This is a genomic window from Gemmatimonadota bacterium (assembly GCA_022560615.1).
Taxonomy (GTDB): Bacteria; Gemmatimonadota; Gemmatimonadetes; order Longimicrobiales; family Gaopeijiaceae; genus UBA1138.
Window position 1 is genome coordinate 1 of sequence record JADFSR010000041.1, and the last position, 18,162, is coordinate 18,162.

Below are 18,162 nucleotides of genomic sequence, written 5' to 3' on the forward strand. Positions count from 1 at the left end.
AGCTGCTGGCCCCACACCGCTCGTACGCCCAGATATGGCCGTCGATCGGGTCGATGTCGATCCCGGCGGTCGAGCCCCACTCCCTTCCTTCGGGGAGATCCCCCCAGTTCGCCAGCACGGTCGGATTAGGGTTCGGCAGTCCCTCACCGGTGATCGTGTTGCCCGCCGCCATGGCCATCGCGGCCGGCGTCCCGGACTCGCTGGCGCACCCGGCGAGTAGTGCGGCACCGCAAGCCAAAAACGTGGACATCAGGACTCGTGACGATGACATGGTATCTCCCCCAGCGAAACAGCCGTTGTGTGAGGTCGTGCTCTCGATGATAGCCTGATACGTGAGTCGGCGCGAAATCGAGCGTACGTTAGGACGCCGAGGACCGCCGCGCTGCTGAATCACACGGACACCGTGAGGATGTGCTCCAGAGCCTCGATCAACTTCGCGCGTAGCACTCGGGCGCGTTCGCCGAGCTCCCGCTGGCGGAGTCGGTACTCGATCCTCCCTTGGTGTGTCTCGACCCGGACGGGCTCCAGGCCGAAGTCTCTGAGGTCGTACGGGCTGGCCTGCATGTCGAGCACGCGTAGCTCCGTCGCCAGCTCGAAGCTCTCCCACAGGAGGTCGCTCCCGATCCAGGGCATTGCCCCGTACGCCCACCGATAGAGGTCCATGTTCGCGTGAATGCAGCCCGGTTGCTCCACCTCGTGACGCGTCGACCACTCGAGCTCCACCCGGTTCAACGGCTTGGCTCGGGGCGCGAAGAAGCGAAAGGCGTCGAAATGGCTGCAAACAACAGGTCTGCCCTCAACGAAGTCGTCCACCTCCTTCTGGGATAGGCGGAGCCGGGCGATCTCGATGTGGCGGACGTCGTAGCCGCCGTATACCATCGCCCATTCGTGAACTCCGTAGCATCCGAAGTTCGCGCGCCGCCGTTGAGTGGCTAACAGCACACTCACCGCCGATCGTTGCCTATCGAGGTCCTTGTCACGCAGGACGCTCAGGTCGCGCCGGATCAGCCCGTCGTCTGCCCGGTACAGTGGTGGCCTGAAGCGCTCCCTACCCTCGGGCGAGTCGGCCAAGATTTCGCCGGCTCCCGGATGCCAGGCCTCGAGCTTGCCCGGCGAATACGTGTAGTACTGAAAGAGGAAGTCGTAGACCGGGTGCCGCTCCCCGCGCGAGCGTCGCTCCCTGTGCGGGACCGTCCACCGCCGCACGCGCTCGAGGTGGGCCCGTGCGCGCGCGCGCCAGGTAGTGGGCGTCAATACCTGAGGGTCGAAGCGAGGGGTGTCGGGCATGCCACCACCCTCGGCTCTGACAGAGGCCATGTCCAGGGGTCCAGGGGTGACACCGGCGCGGGTTTTTCGCTTTCGGGTCCCGGTCGAGATGTACCCGCGCGCGCTGACCGCTCCCGTTCAGTACCAGGACGCGTGCAGGCCGAACTGCGGCGTAGTGCTCTTCTGGACCAAGGGGCCTCGGATCGGGCAATCGAGGGGGTGGGGCGCGAGACGGATCGCGGAGCGATTCCGGACCACCATGACTGACATTCTCGGTTTCCCTGGTTCTTCGCAGACCTATTGGCGCGACCGAATCCATTCGTACTGATCATACTTCCGTCTTTCGACATCCGCACGACGAACGCCGACACGGCGCTCTTCCAGGCTGCGCCGATCGGGCCCATCGCGCCGGCTGTCTATCCGGCGGTCCGACAGTTCACGACGCTCGAGTGACACGTCCATCACGGTGGTGCGACGAACCTCGTCCCGACGGTCATCGGCTCGACGCTGCATGTCTCGACGATCGGCCGTGTCACGACGCTCGTCAGCTCCCCGGCGCGTATCGACACGCTCTACATACATCCGATCCTCCGTGGCTTGCTAGCCGGTCTCTTCCTCTCTGCGACGGAGCCAACCTATCCCGAAGACACCTGCCCGGCCACAACCGGCCCCGGTTTGGCTTCGTGCTCTCCTTTCCTGGGCTCAGGAACCAAGATCTGCGGGCTTTTTCACCAACCACGTCCTCCGGTGAGCTCCGCGGTGCCACCTTGCGCGCGTGCCCAAATGTGCAAGAAGCGCGCCCTCACAAGAATGCCGGACTCCCGTCCTATCTATGATGCCCTAACGTGTGTACAACAATATGTTACGCGTTCCAGCACACTCGCGCTGTCCGTGTTGCGAAGCCACCGCGGCCGGTGTCTTTGCGTGGCCAGGATACCTCGCTCGGCCTTTCCTGCGCTCCGGGCTCCGCCGCTTCGTCGACCGATGACCCACTGTGTCAGGAGCGGCCTGCGCCCTACCTTGTCCCGCTCCTCATCAACTCCCGTCTCCCTCGAGCCTGGCGAGGTCCGAAATCTTTCGCAGGTGACTCGCGAAGGCGCCTTGGCCGTCATCACGCTCGGTGCCGTGCTGAGCGCCGGCTGCGGCGCCCCACCTCCGCTTACGCGTCGCCTTCATATCTACCGAGAAACCCTGGATGCTGTGGTCGTTCAGGGTCGGCTCGCGTCCGTCCAACACACGGTACGGAGCTGGTCGTCCTTCTCGTACCAGAACATGACCCGATCCGGCCACTGCACGACTTCCGTGAAATTCGGGTCGTACTGGAGCGCCGGCGACGCCGATGGAACGCAGTCGTACTCTGGTGCAATCGCCTCGTCGAAGACCTCTGAGAAGCGCGCCTACGCTCGTTGAGCCCGGGGAAATTGTCCGGCGTCCAGGGCATATTCGGTCCGTTGCCCCGACGCACGCGCGGCCCGCCGCTCCAGACCCCCACGAGGTCGTCGATCTCGGCCTCGACCGTTTGGGCGGTGACCCGCACGGAAGCCCCGTGAATCGCGACTGCGAGCAGGGTAGCCGCCGCGGCTAGGCATCAAGTCGCCGAGGCAATCCACACACCTCCGAGCCAGGAAGGCAACGTAGGACGGGCCGTCAGTGAATGTGAGCGGCGACCAGATGGCGTATCTGCAGTGGCCATATGGCAACATTGCGACGGCACGGGTCCCGGCATCGCAGGGCCCCTGGTTCATGACGTGGGTCGCCGTCACTCCCGCGGCCGGGAACGAACCATCGCCACACATGTACACTGCCTCAGCCATATTCATCCCTAGCGAGGAGTCCCATCCGCGTGCGTTCGAAAGTCGCCATCTTCGGTCTGACGTTCCCTGTGATCATGGTGTTCGACTTCATGACCAAGCGCTGGGCGTTGGACGCGCTGGGCGTTCGCAGTAGCGAGCTCTTCGGTGGTCTCGTGCCGCTCACTCTCGCCTACAACAAGGGTGCGGCGTTCGGGGTTCGCTTGGGCGAGGACTCGCGATGGTTCTTCGTACCTGTCACGATCATCGCGCTGGCGCTGCTCGGCGTCCTCTTCAAGCAGGCGGCCAACCGCGATTTCCTGCGAGTCGGGTCGATCTCGCTCGTGGTCTCCGGTGCGATCGGGAATCTGTGGGATCGCGTACGCTGGGACCGTGGCGTCGTCGACTTCATCGGGCCGATCGACCTCGGCTTCTGGGACTTCCCGATCTTCAACGTGGCCGACATGGCGATCACCTGTGGCGCCGTGTTGCTCGCAATCTCGTTCTGGTTCGAGGAGCAGATGGAGCGAAAACTCGAGGCGGCGTCGGCCGCGGCATCCAGCGCGCCGCCACCTGAGCCCCTTGCGGAAGAACCGAGCGCCTGAGCAGCGCGCGGCCCACTGTACTCCTACCATGGGCTGATATTTAGTTCACGTTGCCAGGGCGAGGAACGAAGAGCAGGTATTCGATGCGGCGCCCCTTCATCTTGGTGACACGTAAGCTGCCGCTCTCGATATCGACCTGATCGCCGACAACAGGAATTCGATTCAGACGCCCGAAGACGAACCCACCTACGGTCTCGAAACCCTCCTCTTCATCCTCCGTAGGCTCGAAGGCGAGATGCTGGCTCGCATCCCTGAGCGAGACACCTCCCCACACGCGCTGCTGGCTGTCAGCCATGCTCTGGAACGCGACCGGCTCGTCGCTCTCATGCTCGTCCTGGATTTCACCTATGATCTCCTCGATGAGATCCTCGAGGGTGACGAGGCCCGCGGTTCCCCCGAACTCATCGACCACGATGGCCAACTTGACCCGCTCGGCTCGCATCTCAGGGATCAGATCCTCTACGGGCTTCGAGGCCGGAGCGAACGGAACGGTGCGCATGACCTCCACGATGGACCTCACCCCCTCCTGGTTCGCGCGCCACAGATCCCGTGCCACGAGAACGCCGACAATCTGGTCGAGGCTCTCCTCGTACACCGGCAGCCGGAGGTGTCCCGTGTCGAGCATGACCTGCTGAGCGTCGGCGACGGAGGACTTGAGCGGCACCGCACTCATGTCGGTTCGCGGCGTCATGACCTCGCCGACCGACACTTCGTCCAGCCGGATGACGCTGCTCATCACTTTCCATTCGTCTTCGTCCAGCGTGCCCTCGCGTCTACCGATCTCTGCGAGGACTTCGATCTCGTCACGGCTGACCGTCGGCTGGTCGTCTTTCGGGGTGATCCAGCCCGACAGCCAACCCAGGGGGATGAGGATCGGCTTCAGGCCGACGACCATCGCCCGCAGGACGTGTGCGGAGGGCTTCGCGAGTCGCCTCCAGTGCGTCGCGCCGAGCGTCTTGGGCACGATCTCGGAGAAGACGAGGATCACGAGGGTGAGCGCAGCGGAGAACGCCGTCAGCCACGCGTTGCCGAAGAGGTCCTGCGCGGCCGCACCGGCGAGCGTTGCGCCGACCGTGTGCGCGATCGTGTTCAGCGTGAGAATCGCCGCAATGGGCTCGTCGACATTCTCGTGCGCCTGCTCGAGCCAGGCACCAGCCCACTCTCCCCGCATCTTGAGCACGGCGATGTACGAGTGCGTGATGGAGAGGAAGACCGCTTCCAGGATCGAGCAGAGGAAAGAGATCCCGAGGCTGAGCCCGAGAATCCACAAGAGCGTCGGCATGATGGCGAGGAGTATCGTTTCGGCGGTGGGCCACACACAAGTGGTTTCCACCGTCGCCAATCACGAGAGCGAGGAGGTGACCGCGGCAATCAAGTGCGTTACTGTGGCCGCGTGTTCGGTCTATATGACAGTCCCTTCCAAAACTGGAGAGTCCCGAATGGCGAGCTACACCTGTGATCAGTGTGGGATGAGCGTAGACATGACGTGCGGCAAGTGCGGCGCGGCTCTCGTAAACGACACCCTCACGAAGGATGACGACACCACGGTGCAGGTATCCAAGTGCCCCAACGGTGACGGCATGATCAAGTCGCCGATGTGCTGTGCGCAAGACATGGTCTGCGCGGTCTAGAGCGACCTACCGGTGTCGTCGTTATCCCGATGATCGATCCGGGGGAGCAGAACGGGCCACCGCCGCCCATCCGGAGCCCTGAACGACTAGCGCCCGCGATCTTCCAGCTCCCCGTCGAAAAAATGCGCAGTGGGTACTACTCGGATAAGTACTTCGTGCGGGCTCGCGAAGTGCTTCTGCACCACGGAAGGGATCCGGTGGTCACCATGCAGGTCTTTCAGAAGCGGGATGCCTTCGTCGCCGGCACGGACGAGGCGATCGCGATCCTGAAGCTCTGCCTGACCGAAGGCTACTCGTTCTCCGATCTCGAGATCCTGTCCCTGCGCGACGGCGACCGCGCGCAGCCGTGGGAGACGGTGATGCGCATCGAAGGACCCTACGCGGCGTTCTCACACCTGGAGACCTTATACGTCGGTGTGCTAGCGCGTCGCACACGAATCGCGACGAATACGCGAGCGGTGGTCGAGGCTGCTTGGCCGCGCCCAGTCATGTTCTTCCCCGCACGTCACGATCACTGGATGGTACAGACCGGTGACGGATGGGCCGCGCACGTGGCCGGCGCGATCGGCGTCTCGACGGACGCGCAGGCGTCGTGGTGGGGCTCGGAAGGAATCGGCACCGTGCCCCACGCGCTCATCGCGGCCTTCGCCGGGGACTCGGTCGCCGCCACGCAGGCGTTCGCCGACGCGACGCCGGACGACGTGCGGGTCATAGCGCTCGTAGACTTCGACAACGACTCGGTGGGAGCGTCACTCGCGGTCGCGCGCGCGATGGGTCGGAAGCTCTGGGGGGTCCGCCTCGACACCTCCGCGGATCTGGTCGATCACTCGCTCGATGAAGAGATGGGCGACTTCGACCCGAGAGGCGTGAACCCCCGTCTCGTCCAGCGTGTTCGCAATGCGCTCGACACCGAAGGCTTTCAGCACGTGAAGATCGTCGTGTCGGGGGGGTTCTCGGTCGACAAGATCCGCCGCTTCGAGGCGTCTGGCGTCCCAGTCGACAGCTACGGCGTCGGATCGGCCCTCGTACGAGGGTCGTTCGACTACACGGCAGACGTAGTGCGCGTCGAAGGCAAGCCCCTCGCCAAAGTGGGCCGCTGGTATCGGGAGAACGATCGCTTGGAGCGCGTTACGTGAGTGAAGGAACCGCCCTCATCGGGTGGATCGTCGATGCCCAGGTCGACTTCATGGATCCGCACGGCCGCCTGTACGTGAAGGATCTGAGTGACGACACGGACCCGGGTTCGACGTTGATCGTCGCAACGCTGCGTGAGGCCGTGGCCTGGATGGACGAGAAGTGCGACCTGCTCGTCTACACCGGCGACTGGCACGGGCTCGACGACGAGGAGATCGATCTCGTGAGCCCGGATCCGCTGGCCGGCACCTACCCGCCGCACTGTATGGGTCGTTCAGCCGATCCCGCGGAACGGGAAGGCGCGGCGATCATCCCTGAGATTCGCCCGGCTCACCCTGTAGTGCTCGTATACGACGCGGATCAGAACGCGCCAAGCACGGTCGTCCGAGAGGCGTTGGCCGGCGGTCGGCCGGTCCTCATTCAGAAGACCCGTTTCGACGTCTTCACCGGGAATCCCGCGACCGAAGCTTTCCTCGCCGCACTCCAAGATGCACTGGGAAAGCCACTCGCCTTTATCGTCATCGGGGTTGCACGCGACGTGTGTGTGACCCAGGCGGTCGACGGGATGCAGGCCCGAGGCTACGCGGTCACCGCAGTCTCGGACGCGACCTGGGGCCTGGGGCTGGAGCCCGAAGCGGAGACCTTGGCCCGTTGGTCGAAGAAAGGCCGGGTCGCCACGTTGGCGGAGTTGCGAGCACTCAGCTGACAGTCGCCGCCAGCGGTGCGGCGCTGACGACGAGTGCCATGCATGCCAGGAACTCACGAATACGTCTTATCGGGCTGTTGCTCCCTTGAAAAGGACCTACCAGTTCGGCCTATTAGACTCTCGACTCACCACATTCGGGACCATTCCCGACCGACCGACGATTGATGACCATCCGAACAACCGTAGCATTCGTGGCCACCGTGATCCTGGCAGCCTGCGGCGGATCGTACGGCGGTTCCGCCTCGGGGTCAGCGCTCGCGAGCGTGGGCTCCGCTGCCGTCTACTACGTGTACGTGGGCGCGGAGTCCGCGGATCTGATCCACCGCATTCGCCTGGGACCGGACGGGGTCAGCGTGGACCAGACCACCCCGGTCGGGGAGATGCCGATCGAGACCGAGGGGCCGCACGGGCTCAACGTGTCCCCGGATGGTCGGTACCTGTACATGACGACTGCACACGGGATACCCGACGGCAAGCTCTGGAAGTTCGACGCGGGACCGGACACGCTGGTGGCCATGCCGATTCTGCTCGGGAACTTCCCATCTACGCTCGACCTGACGCCGGATGGGTTGTACGCGTTCATCGTGAACTTCAACCTGCACGGTGAGCTGGTACCGTCGACGGTGTCGGTCGTCTACACGCCTGATCTGGTCGAGGTCGATCAGATCGCGACGTGCACGATGCCGCACGGGCTGCGAATGGCGCCCGACGGGCTTTTTCTCTACTCGAATTGCATGATGGATGACCAGGTCGTCGAGATCGATACTCGCACCTTCGAGGTCTCCCGACGGTTCTCGGTGGTGACGGGCAGCGAGATGGCGCTGGAAGGCTACGAGGTGGGGGAGGTGGTCACGGGTGCCCGCGGGATCACGCGCGCGGCGCAGAGCGGCGGCAACTCGGAGCGCATGCGCATGCAGCCGACGTGCTCTCCCACGTGGGCTCAACCGACCCCGGACGGGAAGTCCGTTTTCGTTGCGTGCAACAAGGGCAATGAGATCCTCGTGATCGATCGCGAGAGCTGGACCCTCGAGCGAAAGTTCCCCTCGGGGCCTACGCCCTACAACCTCGGTATCACGCCCGACGGGCGGGTGCTCGTCGCCTCCTTGAAGAGCGCTGGCCAGGTTCAGTTTTTCGATGCAGCGACGGGGGAGAGCCTCGCGATCGTGCCTTCGTCGACGACGGTCACACACGGCGTGGCGATGACGCCTGATTCCCGGTACGCGTTCGTCAGCGTGGAGGGCAAGGGCGCCGAACCGGGCAAGGTCGACGTGTACGACTTGCGGAGTTTCGAGATGGTCGGATCCGCCGAAGTCGGTCAACAGGCCAGCGGTATCATCTTCTGGAAGATGGAGCCCGCGAACTGAGACCCCGAGGCCGTCCCGCCTCTACCCGCGCCCCGTGACCTTCCGACGTAGGCTTTCGATGAGGGGCAGGGGGGTCAGCTCGCCATCTATGATCGCCGCCAGCTCCTCTTCTTGCTTCCAATGGGCTTCGAGCTGTGCTAGCTCGAGCTCCAGGAGCTTCTGCTCGGCCGACTCGTTCGCCGCGATCTCGAGCGCGATCGCACCCGTGCGCTGAAGGTCGCCGATCCTGCGGCCGTCCTTCACTACGATACGGGTCAGGTCCTGGGGCGAACCCGCCTCCTGGATGAGCTTGGCGGCAGAGACGACCCGACGCTCGGACGCGCCCGCGAAATGATGGTAGGCGAGCACACGACGGAGCGTGAGGTCAGCGTCTCTACCCTGAAGGTGTAGGCCACCGTTCTTGTAGTTGCCGCACACCGGGCACCGCTGCACCAACTCGATCCGCCCGGCCTCACCCCCAGGGAAGATCCCGAGGCTCCCCCGATCGCGGTACGGCACCGAGGTGAACGTGTAGCCGCACCCCCGGCATTCACGAGCGCCCCGCCAGGCCGAGCCCCCGAAGCGGAGCCAGCGCGCCGCGTCGGTAATGGAGTCGGGCGCATGGCCCATGATGAACCACATGCCGAGCAGCGTCATGCCGCCGGTCGCCCACCCACCGAGGACAACCGCGCCAGCGGCTGCGGTGCCGGCGAACGTGAGCTTCTTGTAGTTCTGCCGACGGGACGTCAGCTCCCGCCCGTAGCGCCACCAGGCCTCTTCAGTGAGCTGGGCCTTTCCTACCCGCACGATCTCGAGTGGCCCGGCTTTGAGGAGCGCGATGTTGTCGGTCTGCGAGAGGAGGCGGGCCTTGTCCATGGTCAGCTTCTCCAGCTCCTCGAGCGCCTCCCAACGGTCCTCGATCGGCGTCAACGACCAGCGCTTGCACGCGGAGCAGATCGCCCACAGCCGTCCGCGCCCGGGGTCGTACGCCACACGTCGCCCCCTGGGCAAGTGCTCCAACTGGTCGTTGGGCTCGAACGGTGTGGCACAAACCAGGCAGCGCTTGTACACGCTTCCTCCCCACTAGAACACAGAAGTCATCTGGCCCTACACGCAGGATACTCGTCAGGTCCGTGACTTCATCACGCGAATAGGGCTTTTCGCCCCCGAGCAGCTGAGTAGATTCTCGCGATGCTACTCGTCATCGACAACTACGATTCCTTCACGTTCAACCTCGTCCAGTTGCTCGGAGCTCTGGGCGCAGAGCCTGTCGTCGTGCGCAACGACGAAAAGGGAATCGATGAGCTCGCGGCGATGCAGCCGGACCGGGTCGTCGTATCGCCCGGACCGCGCACACCTGCCGAGGCTGGCGTCAGCGTCGAGGCCTTCCGGATCTTGGGAGGGCAGGGGATCCCAATGCTCGGGGTCTGTCTGGGGCACCAGTCGTTAGGTGAGGCGTTCGGCGGCAACACCATTAGGGCACATCGCATCATGCACGGCAAGACCGGCCCCGTGCGGCACGACGGTGGGGCACTCTTCGAAGGGATCCCCTCGCCGTTCGAGGTGGCACGCTATCACTCGCTGGTCACCGATTCGTCCGTGCTGCCCGATGCGTTGATCCCGATGGCGTGGAGCACCGACCCGGCCGACGAGGGTGAGGTCCAGGCGATGCGCCACCGCGATCTGCCGCTTTGGGGCGTGCAGTTCCACCCCGAGTCGCTGTTCAGTGAGCACGGAGAGCGATTGCTGCATAATTTTCTGGAGATTTAGTGGGGCCCGACTCGGCCTTGCCAGGTTGACCCTCCCCCCCAACCGTCGGTAGCTTTCCTGGCGTGAATTTTGCACGCCTATCGCGCCCTTCCGGCCCCGGAAAAGCCCCTTGAGCGGCCAGGTTCTGGGCATCGTGCCGGCTCGACTGGCATCGACGCGACTCCCCAACAAACCGCTCTACCCTCTCCTCGGTAGGCCCCTCATCGAATGGGTTTGGCGCCGCATTGAGGGAATGTCGGTGCTCGATCGAGCGGTCGTCGCGACCGACTCCGAAGAGGTCGCCGAGATTTGCCGGGCGCTGGGAGCGCCGGTCGAGATGACGTCACCCGACCACCCGTCGGGGACCGATCGCGTCGCCGAGGTCGCCGACCGACGCGAATACCGGAACTTCGAATTCATCGTAAACGTGCAGGGCGACGAACCGCTGCTGAAGGAAGCGCATGTCAGGGCCACCATCGACCTCGTGCGCGAGGGCCGCTGGGACGTAGGGACGTGCGCGACACCGCTCAACACCGACGTTGCGCGCGCGGATGCCTCCGTCGTCAAAGTCGCGCGCGCTGCAAGCGGTCGGGCGCTGTACTTCTCGCGTGCGCCGATTCCGTACAAGCGTGACGAGAAGCCTGTGGGGGAGGAGCTGGAGCGCGAGCCTTTCCTGCGGCACATCGGGATCTACTCGTACACGCGCGCCGCGCTGCACGACTGGGTGGCCCTCGCCCCGTCGCAGCTCGAGCGCCTGGAGTTGTTGGAGCAGTTGCGGCCGCTGGAAGCAGGGCTGAAGATCGGGGTCGCCATCGTGGGTGCCGCGGACCCAGGGGTTGATACACCCGCGGACGTTCTTCGCATGGAAGAGAAGCTGAGCGAGCAAGGAGCCACCACTTTCGCATGACGGAATCCATGACCGACAAGCACGAAAGACCCACGAAGTACATCTTCGTCACCGGTGGGGTCGTGTCCTCGCTGGGCAAAGGCATCACGGCAGCGTCGATCGGAAGGCTGCTGAAGCTGCGCGGCTTGAAGGTGACCCTGCAGAAGTTCGACCCCTACATCAACGTCGATCCTGGGACGCTGTCACCGTTCCAGCATGGAGAGGTTTTCGTCACCGATGACGGCGCCGAGACCGATCTGGATCTCGGACACTACGAGCGCTTCATCGACCAGTCGCTCTCCCAAGCGAACAACATCACCACCGGGCGTATCTATCAGACGGTGATCTCGAAGGAACGACGCGGCGACTACCTCGGTGCCACCGTGCAGGTCATCCCGCACATCACCGACGAGATCAAGAGCGCGATCAGCCGGCTCTCCGCGGACAACGACGTGGTGATCACGGAGATCGGCGGCACGGTCGGTGATATCGAGTCGCTCCCCTTCCTGGAAGCGATTCGTCAATTCCGCGCGGACGTGGGTCGCGAGAACGCCATCTTCGTGCACTTGACGCTGGTGCCGTACCTCACCGCCGTCGGCGAACTGAAGACGAAGCCGACCCAGCACTCCGTCCGCGAGCTGATGCAGATAGGAATCCAGCCGCACGTGGTCGTGTGCCGGACAGAGCACCCGCTCTCCGAGGAGATCCGTAAGAAGATCGCACTCTTCACGAATGTCGAGCTCGAGGGCGTGATCGAGGCGCGTGACGTGGAGACCATCTATGAGGTCCCACTCTCTCTCAAGGAGCAGAGGCTCGACGACGTGATCCTGGAGCGACTCGGTATCGACTTGCCGCAGCCGGACCTCACCGAGTGGACGGCAATGGTCAACCGCGTGAAGAAACCTTCATCGGGCACCGCGCGCATCGCCGTAGTCGGCAAGTACACGGCTCTGGTGGACTCATACAAGTCGATCGAGGAGTCGCTGATCCACGGCGGCATCGCAAACGACATGAAAACCGAGATCGAGTGGCTCTCGTCCGAGCACTTCAGCGACGGCGACGGCGTCGAGACGCTCAAGAACTTCGACGGACTGCTCGTTCCCGGTGGATTCGGTCCCCGCGGCGTGGAAGGGATGCTCGCTGCCATCCGCTGGGCACGGGAGAATGAGATGCCGTTCTTCGGCATCTGCCTCGGCCTTCAGACCGCCGTCATCGAGTTCGCTCGTAATGTGTGCGGCCTCGAGGAATCACATTCCTCCGAGTTCTCGGAGGCATCGTCCGATCCGGTGATCTGCCTTCTCGACTCCCAACGCCAGATCACCACCAAGGGCGGCACGATGCGCCTCGGCGCCTATCCGTGTGTCCTCGGGGAGGGCACGCGTGCTCGGGAGATCTACGGCACCCCGGAAGTGTCCGAGCGTCATCGTCATCGCTTCGAGGTCAACAACGAGTACCGGGAGCTGCTCATCCAGAACGGCATGACGCTCAGTGGCCTGTCGCCGGACGGCGGCCTCGTGGAGATGATCGAGCTCACCGATCATCCGTGGTTCATTGCCGGGCAGTTCCACCCCGAACTCAAGAGTCGTCCCACACGCCCACACCCCCTATTCGCTTCGTTCATCGAAGCAGCGGCCCAGTACGCCCGGGAAAAAAAAGCCGCTCCGGTTGAGGAGCCGGTCGGGGTATAGAGGGCCGTGAGATGTTCGACCGATTCACGCTCATCACGGGCCCCTGTGTCCTCGAGAGTGACGAGCTGAACCTCGAGATAGCGCGGGCCGTCAAGGGCTTGGGCGAATCGTTCGGGCTGCCCGTCATCTTCAAGGCTTCGTTCGACAAGGCGAACCGGTCCCAGATGGACTCCGCGCGGGGCCCCGGGCTCGCTGAGGGCGTGCAACGACTCGCCACGGTGAAAAAAGAGACCGGCCTCACGCTCCTAACGGACATCCACGAACCGCAGCAAGCCGAGCGCGTGGCGGCAATCGTCGACGTATTGCAGATCCCCGCGTTCTTGTGTCGTCAGACCGACCTGTTGCTCGCCGCCGGTGCCACGGGTAAGCCCATCAACGTGAAGAAGGGCCAGTGGATGTCTCCGGACGACATGGCGGGCGCGGTCGAGAAGCTGCGCAGGGCGGGAGCGATGGATGTCGCGGTCACCGAAAGGGGCACCTTCTTCGGCTACGGCAACCTGGTCGTCGACATGCGCTCCTTCGCGGCTACGCGTGTCGCGACCGGCGCACCCGTGATCTTCGACGGAACACACTCGGTGCAGCGACCGGGCCAGGCGGACGGATCGAGCGGCGGAGACCCGGAACAAATCCCGGTGCTCGTGCGCGCAGCGGTTGCGGCAGGTTGCGACGGTCTATTTCTGGAGACCCACCCGAACCCTGCCGACGCGCCGTCGGACGGCTCGAACATGGTGCCCCTCGAGCGTATGCATGGACTGTTGAAGGACGTGGTCGCGATTCGGTCCGCGCTCGCCCCGGCCGCCAGGACCGATGGGGACGTACCATGAGCGCCGGGGCCCGGCCGATCGACGCGGAGCTCGCCGCCAAGATCAAGCTCGTCATCTTCGACGTGGACGGCGTGCTCACCGATGCCGGTATCTATGTCGGGGTGAGCGCGAGCGGGGAGGCCACCGAGCTGAAGCGCTTCGACATCCAGGACGGCGTCGGTCTGAAGATGCTCATGTGGTCCGGCCTCGAGGTCGCCCTCGTGTCCGGACGAATTTCGGAGGCAACCGCGCTGCGGGCCCGCGAGCTCGACGTTGTGGAGTGCCACCAGGAAGCGAACGCACACAAGCTCGGCATTGTGGAGGACCTGATCAGTCGAAAGGCGCTGGAGTGGCACGAAGTCGCAATGCTCGCGGACGACATTCCGGATCTCGCGGTGCTGCGACGCGTGGGCCTCAAGGCCGCCGTAGCTAACGCGATCTCTCATGTGGTGGACATCTGTGACTGGCAGTCGACCAAAGTCGGGGGCCACGGTGCCGCCCGGGAGTTCTCTGACGCACTGCTCGCGGCACGAGGCGAGCTCAATGACGTCGTGGAGCGCTACGTTGAGGAGCGAAGCCGGTGACGCACTCGGCCGCATCGCTGATCGCCGAGGCTCGGCGCGTTCTCCGTATCGAGGCCGCTTCCGTTGCAGCACTCGAGGATCGGATCGATGAGCGCTTCGTGCGCGCGTGCCAGATCGTCGCCGACGCCTCCGGTCGGACCGTGGTGTGTGGAATCGGGAAGAGCGGCCACATTGGGCGCAAGATCGCGGCCACTCTGACCTCGACCGGAACGCCGGCGACCTTCCTGCACGCCGTGGAAGCACTGCACGGCGATCTGGGGATCGTGGGCCGCGACGACGTCGCGATTCTGATTTCCAAATCGGGTGAAGGCCCAGAGCTCGGGAGGCTGACCGAGTATCTGGTCCGCCTCGGCGTTCCCGTCATCGCGATCACTGGACGGACCGAGTCCGCGCTCGCGATGGACGCTACCGTCGTCCTCGACTGTTCGGTCGCCGAGGAGGCATGCCCGATGGATCTGGCACCCACTTCCTCTACCACCGCAACGCTCGCGTTGGGCGACGCGTTGGCGATGGTCGTGTTGCAACTTAAGGGCTTTCAGGAGAAAGACTTCGCCGCCTTGCATCCGGGTGGAACATTGGGAACCAAGCTCTCGGTCCGTGTAGCAGATGTCATGATAACGGACGAATATCCCTTGCTCGGTGAGGGCGCGACGATAAAGGACTCGATCGCGCCGCTGGCGGGAATGCGTGGCACGGTGCCGGTGGTCGACGAAGACCGACGGATCACCGGCGTGCTCACGGCTGGCGATCTCACGAGGCTCATGGAACGCGACGCCGACTTTCTAGACAAGCCGATCGGAGAGATCATGACTCGAGATCCGAAGACCGCGGGGCCCGAGGAGTTGGGATCCGCTGCCGTCCACCGGATGGAGACGCACGGCATCATGGCACTACCTGTGGAGGATGAGGCCGGGCGGCTCGTCGGAATCGTGCATCTCCATGATCTCATGCGGTCGGGAGTGGTGTAATGGATCGAGCGACGTTGGGACTCAGACACGGGCCACGTTTCGCGACACTCGTGCTCCCTGTGCTCCTTGCTGGTTTGGCTGCATGCGAAGCGCCTACGAGCAGCGCGGTGGCCTCTCATGAGCTCCTCGAGATGGGAGCGGACAACATCGTGTTCGGAATGGTCAGCTTCATGACCTCCAACGGAATCCGTGAGGGCCGGGTCGAGGCCGACACGGCCTTCATGTACGCGGACTCGGCGAAGGCGAAGCTGCGGCAGATGCGCATCATCTTCTACGACGAGAACGGCGCCGAGCGAGCCACGGTCACCGGCACATCCGGAGAATGGGACCGCAACACGGACCGAATGTGGGCACGGGGTGACGTCGTGCTCATCGTGCATGCCGACGGGCGCCGCATCGAGAGCGCGGAGATCGTCTACGATCCCATCATGGACGAAATCTGGAGCGACTCGGCGACCGTGCAGACGCTCGCCGACGGGCGGGTGACCCGGGGTTCGTCGTTCCGCTCCGACATGGAGTTCCGGAACGTGCGGATCGAGAACATCCGCGGAGCTGTCGGCCGCTAGCCACCGACGCCCATGTCCTCACTCGCCCCCCATGGCCCCTCCGCCGCCCTCGTCCTGTTGACGTGCGCCTTGATTCCATCTCAGCTCAGTGCTCGGCAAGTGTGCGATTTCCTAGCCCCGACGAGGAGCTCAAACACCATCACGCTCTCGAGCGGTGTCACGATCACATACGTCGGCGCTCCCCACATACTGTGCGACGACGGGATCGAGATCTGGGCCGACTCGGCGGTGGAGTACTCCGCCCAGGGCCTGCAGCACTTGATGGGATCGGTTCGCTTCCTCGACCTCAACGGGGAGTTAAACGCGGATGAAGTCCGCTACTTCTCCGAGCAGGGTCGACTTCAAGCCTACGGCCACGTCTTCGTCCAAGATACAATTCAGGGCTTCACGATCCAGAACGGGAACCTGGTATATCTGCGCGCCACGGACTTCCGGGAGGAGTCGCAGATGACGGTGACGATCGCGGCGGACGGCATTCGGCCACACGCGATCCTACGGATGAAGCCGGCAGAGCCCAGGCCGAAGACCACCGAACCAGGCGTGCCCGAATCCCCTGAGCTGGTGGATGCCGAGCCCGATGGGTGGGGTTCGCCTTACGTTGTCGACGGCGACCGCATCTTCCGCCAAGGCAACAGCTATTTCCGCGCCACCGGCAATGTCGAGATCGAGCGGGACTCGCTGAACGCGTTTGCCGACAGCGTCGAATATGACCAGGTAGCGGGCCGAATCCTCCTCGAGGGATCTGCCAGGGTCGACGCCCCGACGTACGATCTCGTCGGTCGCACGATCACGCTCGGAATGGACGGCGACGACATCGACGAGGTGCGGGCCGTTGGCAACGCCGTGCTGAACGGCGACGACTTAGTGCTCACGTCGCCCGAGATCCGGATCTACCTGCTCGACGATCTGCTGCAGCGACTCGTCGCCGTGATGGCCCCGGCGCCGCCTGGCGTCATGTCCCTCGACAGCGCGGATGCACGTCCCGTCGCCCAGGCCGATGACTTCGAGCTCACCGCGGACTCGATCGAGGTCATCGCGCCCGGCGAGGTGCTCGAACAGATCTTCGCGGGAGGCATGGCCCGCAGCGTCTCTCGCGCACGCGACTCCTTGAACGTCGAGATGTTGCCGGAGATCGCGCGCACCGACTGGTTGGAGGGCGAAACGGTCATCGTAACGTTCGTGCCTGTGGACACCATAGAGAGCCGGGGGTCTGCCGCGGACACGGCACAGTCGGCGTACCGGATCGACCGGATCACCGCCCGGGGCGACGCGCGGAGTCTGTACCGACTACCACCGTCGGACACGACCGCTGTCGCGGGTGTGGACGCACCCGCCGTGCACTATGTGCTCGGCGACGAGATCACGATCGTCATGGTCGAAGGCGAGGTCGACCGCATGGAAGTGACCGGCCAGACGCGAGGCATGCATCTCGAGCCAGTGCCGGTGATGGAGGACAGCCTCACCGCGCAGACCGCCGGAATCGACACCGCGACCGCCCTCGACACGACCACGGTAGGTGGCTCGCCCCCAGGAACCACACCGCCGGAGCCTTCGCGCGCGCCGGAGTCACGCACACGTTCATCTGTGGGCCGTCCCCAAATCCGGGAGTCGGCCGCGACTCGTCATCCATGGAGGGGCTCGTGACGGACGCCGAGAACCCAGGCGCGGAGAGTCGCCTCTCCGGCGAGGGTCTCACCAAGATATACCGGCGCCGCAAGGTCGTGAACGAGGTCGATCTGACCGTTCGCCAGGGAGAGATCGTAGGGTTGCTGGGGCCGAACGGGGCAGGGAAGACCACGACCTTCTACATGATGGTCGGGCTGATCCCCCCTCATTCCGGCACCGTCCACCTGGACGGTGACGACCTCACAAGCACCCCGATGTACCGCCGAGCTCGCCTTGGGATCGGCTACTTGGCCCAAGAGCCGTCGGTCTTCCGACGCCTCACGGTCGAGGAGAACGTGCTCGCGATCCTCGAGACGCTGAAGCTGCCCAAGGCGGCACAGCGCGAGCGCCTCGATCAGCTACTCGGCGAGCTGGGCCTCGAGCAGCTCAGGAAGCACAAGGCGTATTCGCTGTCCGGGGGCGAGCGGCGTAGGCTTGAGATCACACGAGCCCTCGTGCAACGGCCGAAGTTCATGCTTCTCGACGAGCCGTTCGCAGGCATCGATCCGATCGCGGTCAACGATATCCAGCAGATCGTTCGGGGACTCAAGGACCGCGACATCGGCGTGATCATCACGGATCACAATGTCGAGCAGACGCTCGAGATCGTGGATCGGGCATACATCATGTATGAAGGACGTATCCGAGTGAGTGGGACCGTCTCAGAGTTGGTTTGGAACGAGGAAGTTGCAGAGATTTACCTCGGTCCGACGCTGACGGCACGCATGCGGGCCCGGTATCCAGAGCCGGCCGGAGTCTAGCGGGGATCCGAGTCGCC

At 64.3% G+C, this 18,162-nt stretch carries 19 protein-coding genes; 15 read left to right on the forward strand and 4 right to left on the reverse strand.

Annotated features, from left to right (window positions below; all coding sequences use genetic code 11):
• Both IIB36_16970 and IIB36_16975 read right to left on the reverse strand, forming a co-directional pair.
• A partial coding sequence (locus tag IIB36_16970) for a hypothetical protein (protein ID MCH7533430.1) occupies positions 1–250 on the reverse strand: 250 nt, incomplete at its 3' end.
• A gap of 140 nt (positions 251–390) precedes the next feature.
• A complete protein-coding gene (locus tag IIB36_16975; GenBank protein ID MCH7533431.1) occupies positions 391–1,287 on the reverse strand; it encodes a 3-methyladenine DNA glycosylase in 897 nt (298 codons plus the stop codon).
• A gap of 279 nt (positions 1,288–1,566) precedes the next feature.
• Between IIB36_16975 and IIB36_16980 the strand changes: the two genes are divergently transcribed.
• On the forward strand, positions 1,567–1,719 hold the full coding sequence (locus IIB36_16980) for a hypothetical protein (protein ID MCH7533432.1): 153 nt from the start codon (positions 1,567–1,569) through the stop codon (positions 1,717–1,719).
• Between the two features lie 1,390 nt (positions 1,720–3,109).
• Complete coding sequence (gene lspA / locus IIB36_16985; GenBank protein MCH7533433.1) at positions 3,110–3,661, forward strand: signal peptidase II; 552 nt, start codon at positions 3,110–3,112, stop codon at positions 3,659–3,661.
• A gap of 40 nt (positions 3,662–3,701) precedes the next feature.
• Here the strand turns inward: lspA and IIB36_16990 are convergent, their stop codons facing one another.
• Positions 3,702–4,943 (reverse strand): HlyC/CorC family transporter, encoded by a 1,242-nt coding sequence (locus IIB36_16990; GenBank protein MCH7533434.1) that lies wholly within the window; start codon positions 4,941–4,943, stop codon positions 3,702–3,704.
• 157 nt (positions 4,944–5,100) lie between these two features.
• Here IIB36_16990 and IIB36_16995 point away from each other — a divergent pair, with 157 nt between their 5' ends.
• The 4 genes from IIB36_16995 (at position 5,101) to IIB36_17010 (ending at position 8,496) form a co-directional block, all read left to right on the forward strand.
• Positions 5,101–5,292: a hypothetical protein gene (locus IIB36_16995; GenBank protein MCH7533435.1), complete on the forward strand. Its 192-nt coding sequence runs from the start codon at positions 5,101–5,103 to the stop codon at positions 5,290–5,292.
• Positions 5,293–5,321: 29 nt separating this feature from the next.
• Positions 5,322–6,428, forward strand: a complete 1,107-nt coding sequence (locus IIB36_17000) for a nicotinate phosphoribosyltransferase (protein ID MCH7533436.1) — start codon at positions 5,322–5,324, stop codon at positions 6,426–6,428.
• Positions 6,425–7,132: a cysteine hydrolase gene (locus tag IIB36_17005; GenBank protein MCH7533437.1), complete on the forward strand. Its 708-nt coding sequence runs from the start codon at positions 6,425–6,427 to the stop codon at positions 7,130–7,132. Before IIB36_17000 ends, IIB36_17005 begins: the two co-directional genes overlap by 4 nt.
• Positions 7,133–7,296: 164 nt before the next feature.
• Positions 7,297–8,496 (forward strand): YncE family protein, encoded by a 1,200-nt coding sequence (locus IIB36_17010; GenBank protein MCH7533438.1) that lies wholly within the window; start codon positions 7,297–7,299, stop codon positions 8,494–8,496.
• A 21-nt stretch (positions 8,497–8,517) separates the two neighbouring features.
• On the opposite strand, the gene IIB36_17015 is transcribed toward IIB36_17010, so the two are convergent.
• Positions 8,518–9,546 (reverse strand): hypothetical protein, encoded by a 1,029-nt coding sequence (locus IIB36_17015; GenBank protein ID MCH7533439.1) that lies wholly within the window; start codon positions 9,544–9,546, stop codon positions 8,518–8,520.
• Between the two features lie 120 nt (positions 9,547–9,666).
• Between IIB36_17015 and IIB36_17020 the strand changes: the two genes are divergently transcribed.
• The 9 genes from IIB36_17020 to lptB all read left to right on the forward strand — a co-directional run bounded on the left by IIB36_17020 (position 9,667) and on the right by lptB (position 18,145).
• Positions 9,667–10,245 (forward strand): aminodeoxychorismate/anthranilate synthase component II, encoded by a 579-nt coding sequence (locus tag IIB36_17020; GenBank protein ID MCH7533440.1) that lies wholly within the window; start codon positions 9,667–9,669, stop codon positions 10,243–10,245.
• A gap of 109 nt (positions 10,246–10,354) precedes the next feature.
• Complete coding sequence (kdsB, locus tag IIB36_17025; GenBank protein ID MCH7533441.1) at positions 10,355–11,131, forward strand: 3-deoxy-manno-octulosonate cytidylyltransferase; 777 nt, start codon at positions 10,355–10,357, stop codon at positions 11,129–11,131.
• A gap of 8 nt (positions 11,132–11,139) precedes the next feature.
• Complete coding sequence (locus IIB36_17030) at positions 11,140–12,798, forward strand: CTP synthase (protein MCH7533442.1); 1,659 nt, start codon at positions 11,140–11,142, stop codon at positions 12,796–12,798.
• Positions 12,799–12,809: 11 nt separating this feature from the next.
• On the forward strand, positions 12,810–13,622 hold the full coding sequence (gene kdsA / locus IIB36_17035; GenBank protein ID MCH7533443.1) for a 3-deoxy-8-phosphooctulonate synthase: 813 nt from the start codon (positions 12,810–12,812) through the stop codon (positions 13,620–13,622).
• Positions 13,619–14,185 (forward strand): phenylphosphate carboxylase subunit delta, encoded by a 567-nt coding sequence (locus IIB36_17040; protein MCH7533444.1) that lies wholly within the window; start codon positions 13,619–13,621, stop codon positions 14,183–14,185. The genes kdsA and IIB36_17040 overlap by 4 nt, the downstream gene beginning before the upstream one ends.
• Complete coding sequence (locus tag IIB36_17045; protein ID MCH7533445.1) at positions 14,182–15,153, forward strand: KpsF/GutQ family sugar-phosphate isomerase; 972 nt, start codon at positions 14,182–14,184, stop codon at positions 15,151–15,153. The genes IIB36_17040 and IIB36_17045 overlap by 4 nt, the downstream gene beginning before the upstream one ends.
• Positions 15,153–15,719: an LPS export ABC transporter periplasmic protein LptC gene (gene lptC / locus IIB36_17050; GenBank protein MCH7533446.1), complete on the forward strand. Its 567-nt coding sequence runs from the start codon at positions 15,153–15,155 to the stop codon at positions 15,717–15,719. The genes IIB36_17045 and lptC overlap by 1 nt, the downstream gene beginning before the upstream one ends.
• A 99-nt stretch (positions 15,720–15,818) precedes the next feature.
• Positions 15,819–17,363, forward strand: a complete 1,545-nt coding sequence (locus IIB36_17055) for a hypothetical protein (protein ID MCH7533447.1) — start codon at positions 15,819–15,821, stop codon at positions 17,361–17,363.
• On the forward strand, positions 17,348–18,145 hold the full coding sequence (gene lptB, locus IIB36_17060) for an LPS export ABC transporter ATP-binding protein (GenBank protein MCH7533448.1): 798 nt from the start codon (positions 17,348–17,350) through the stop codon (positions 18,143–18,145). Before IIB36_17055 ends, lptB begins: the two co-directional genes overlap by 16 nt.
• Positions 18,146–18,162 lie beyond the last annotated feature (17 nt).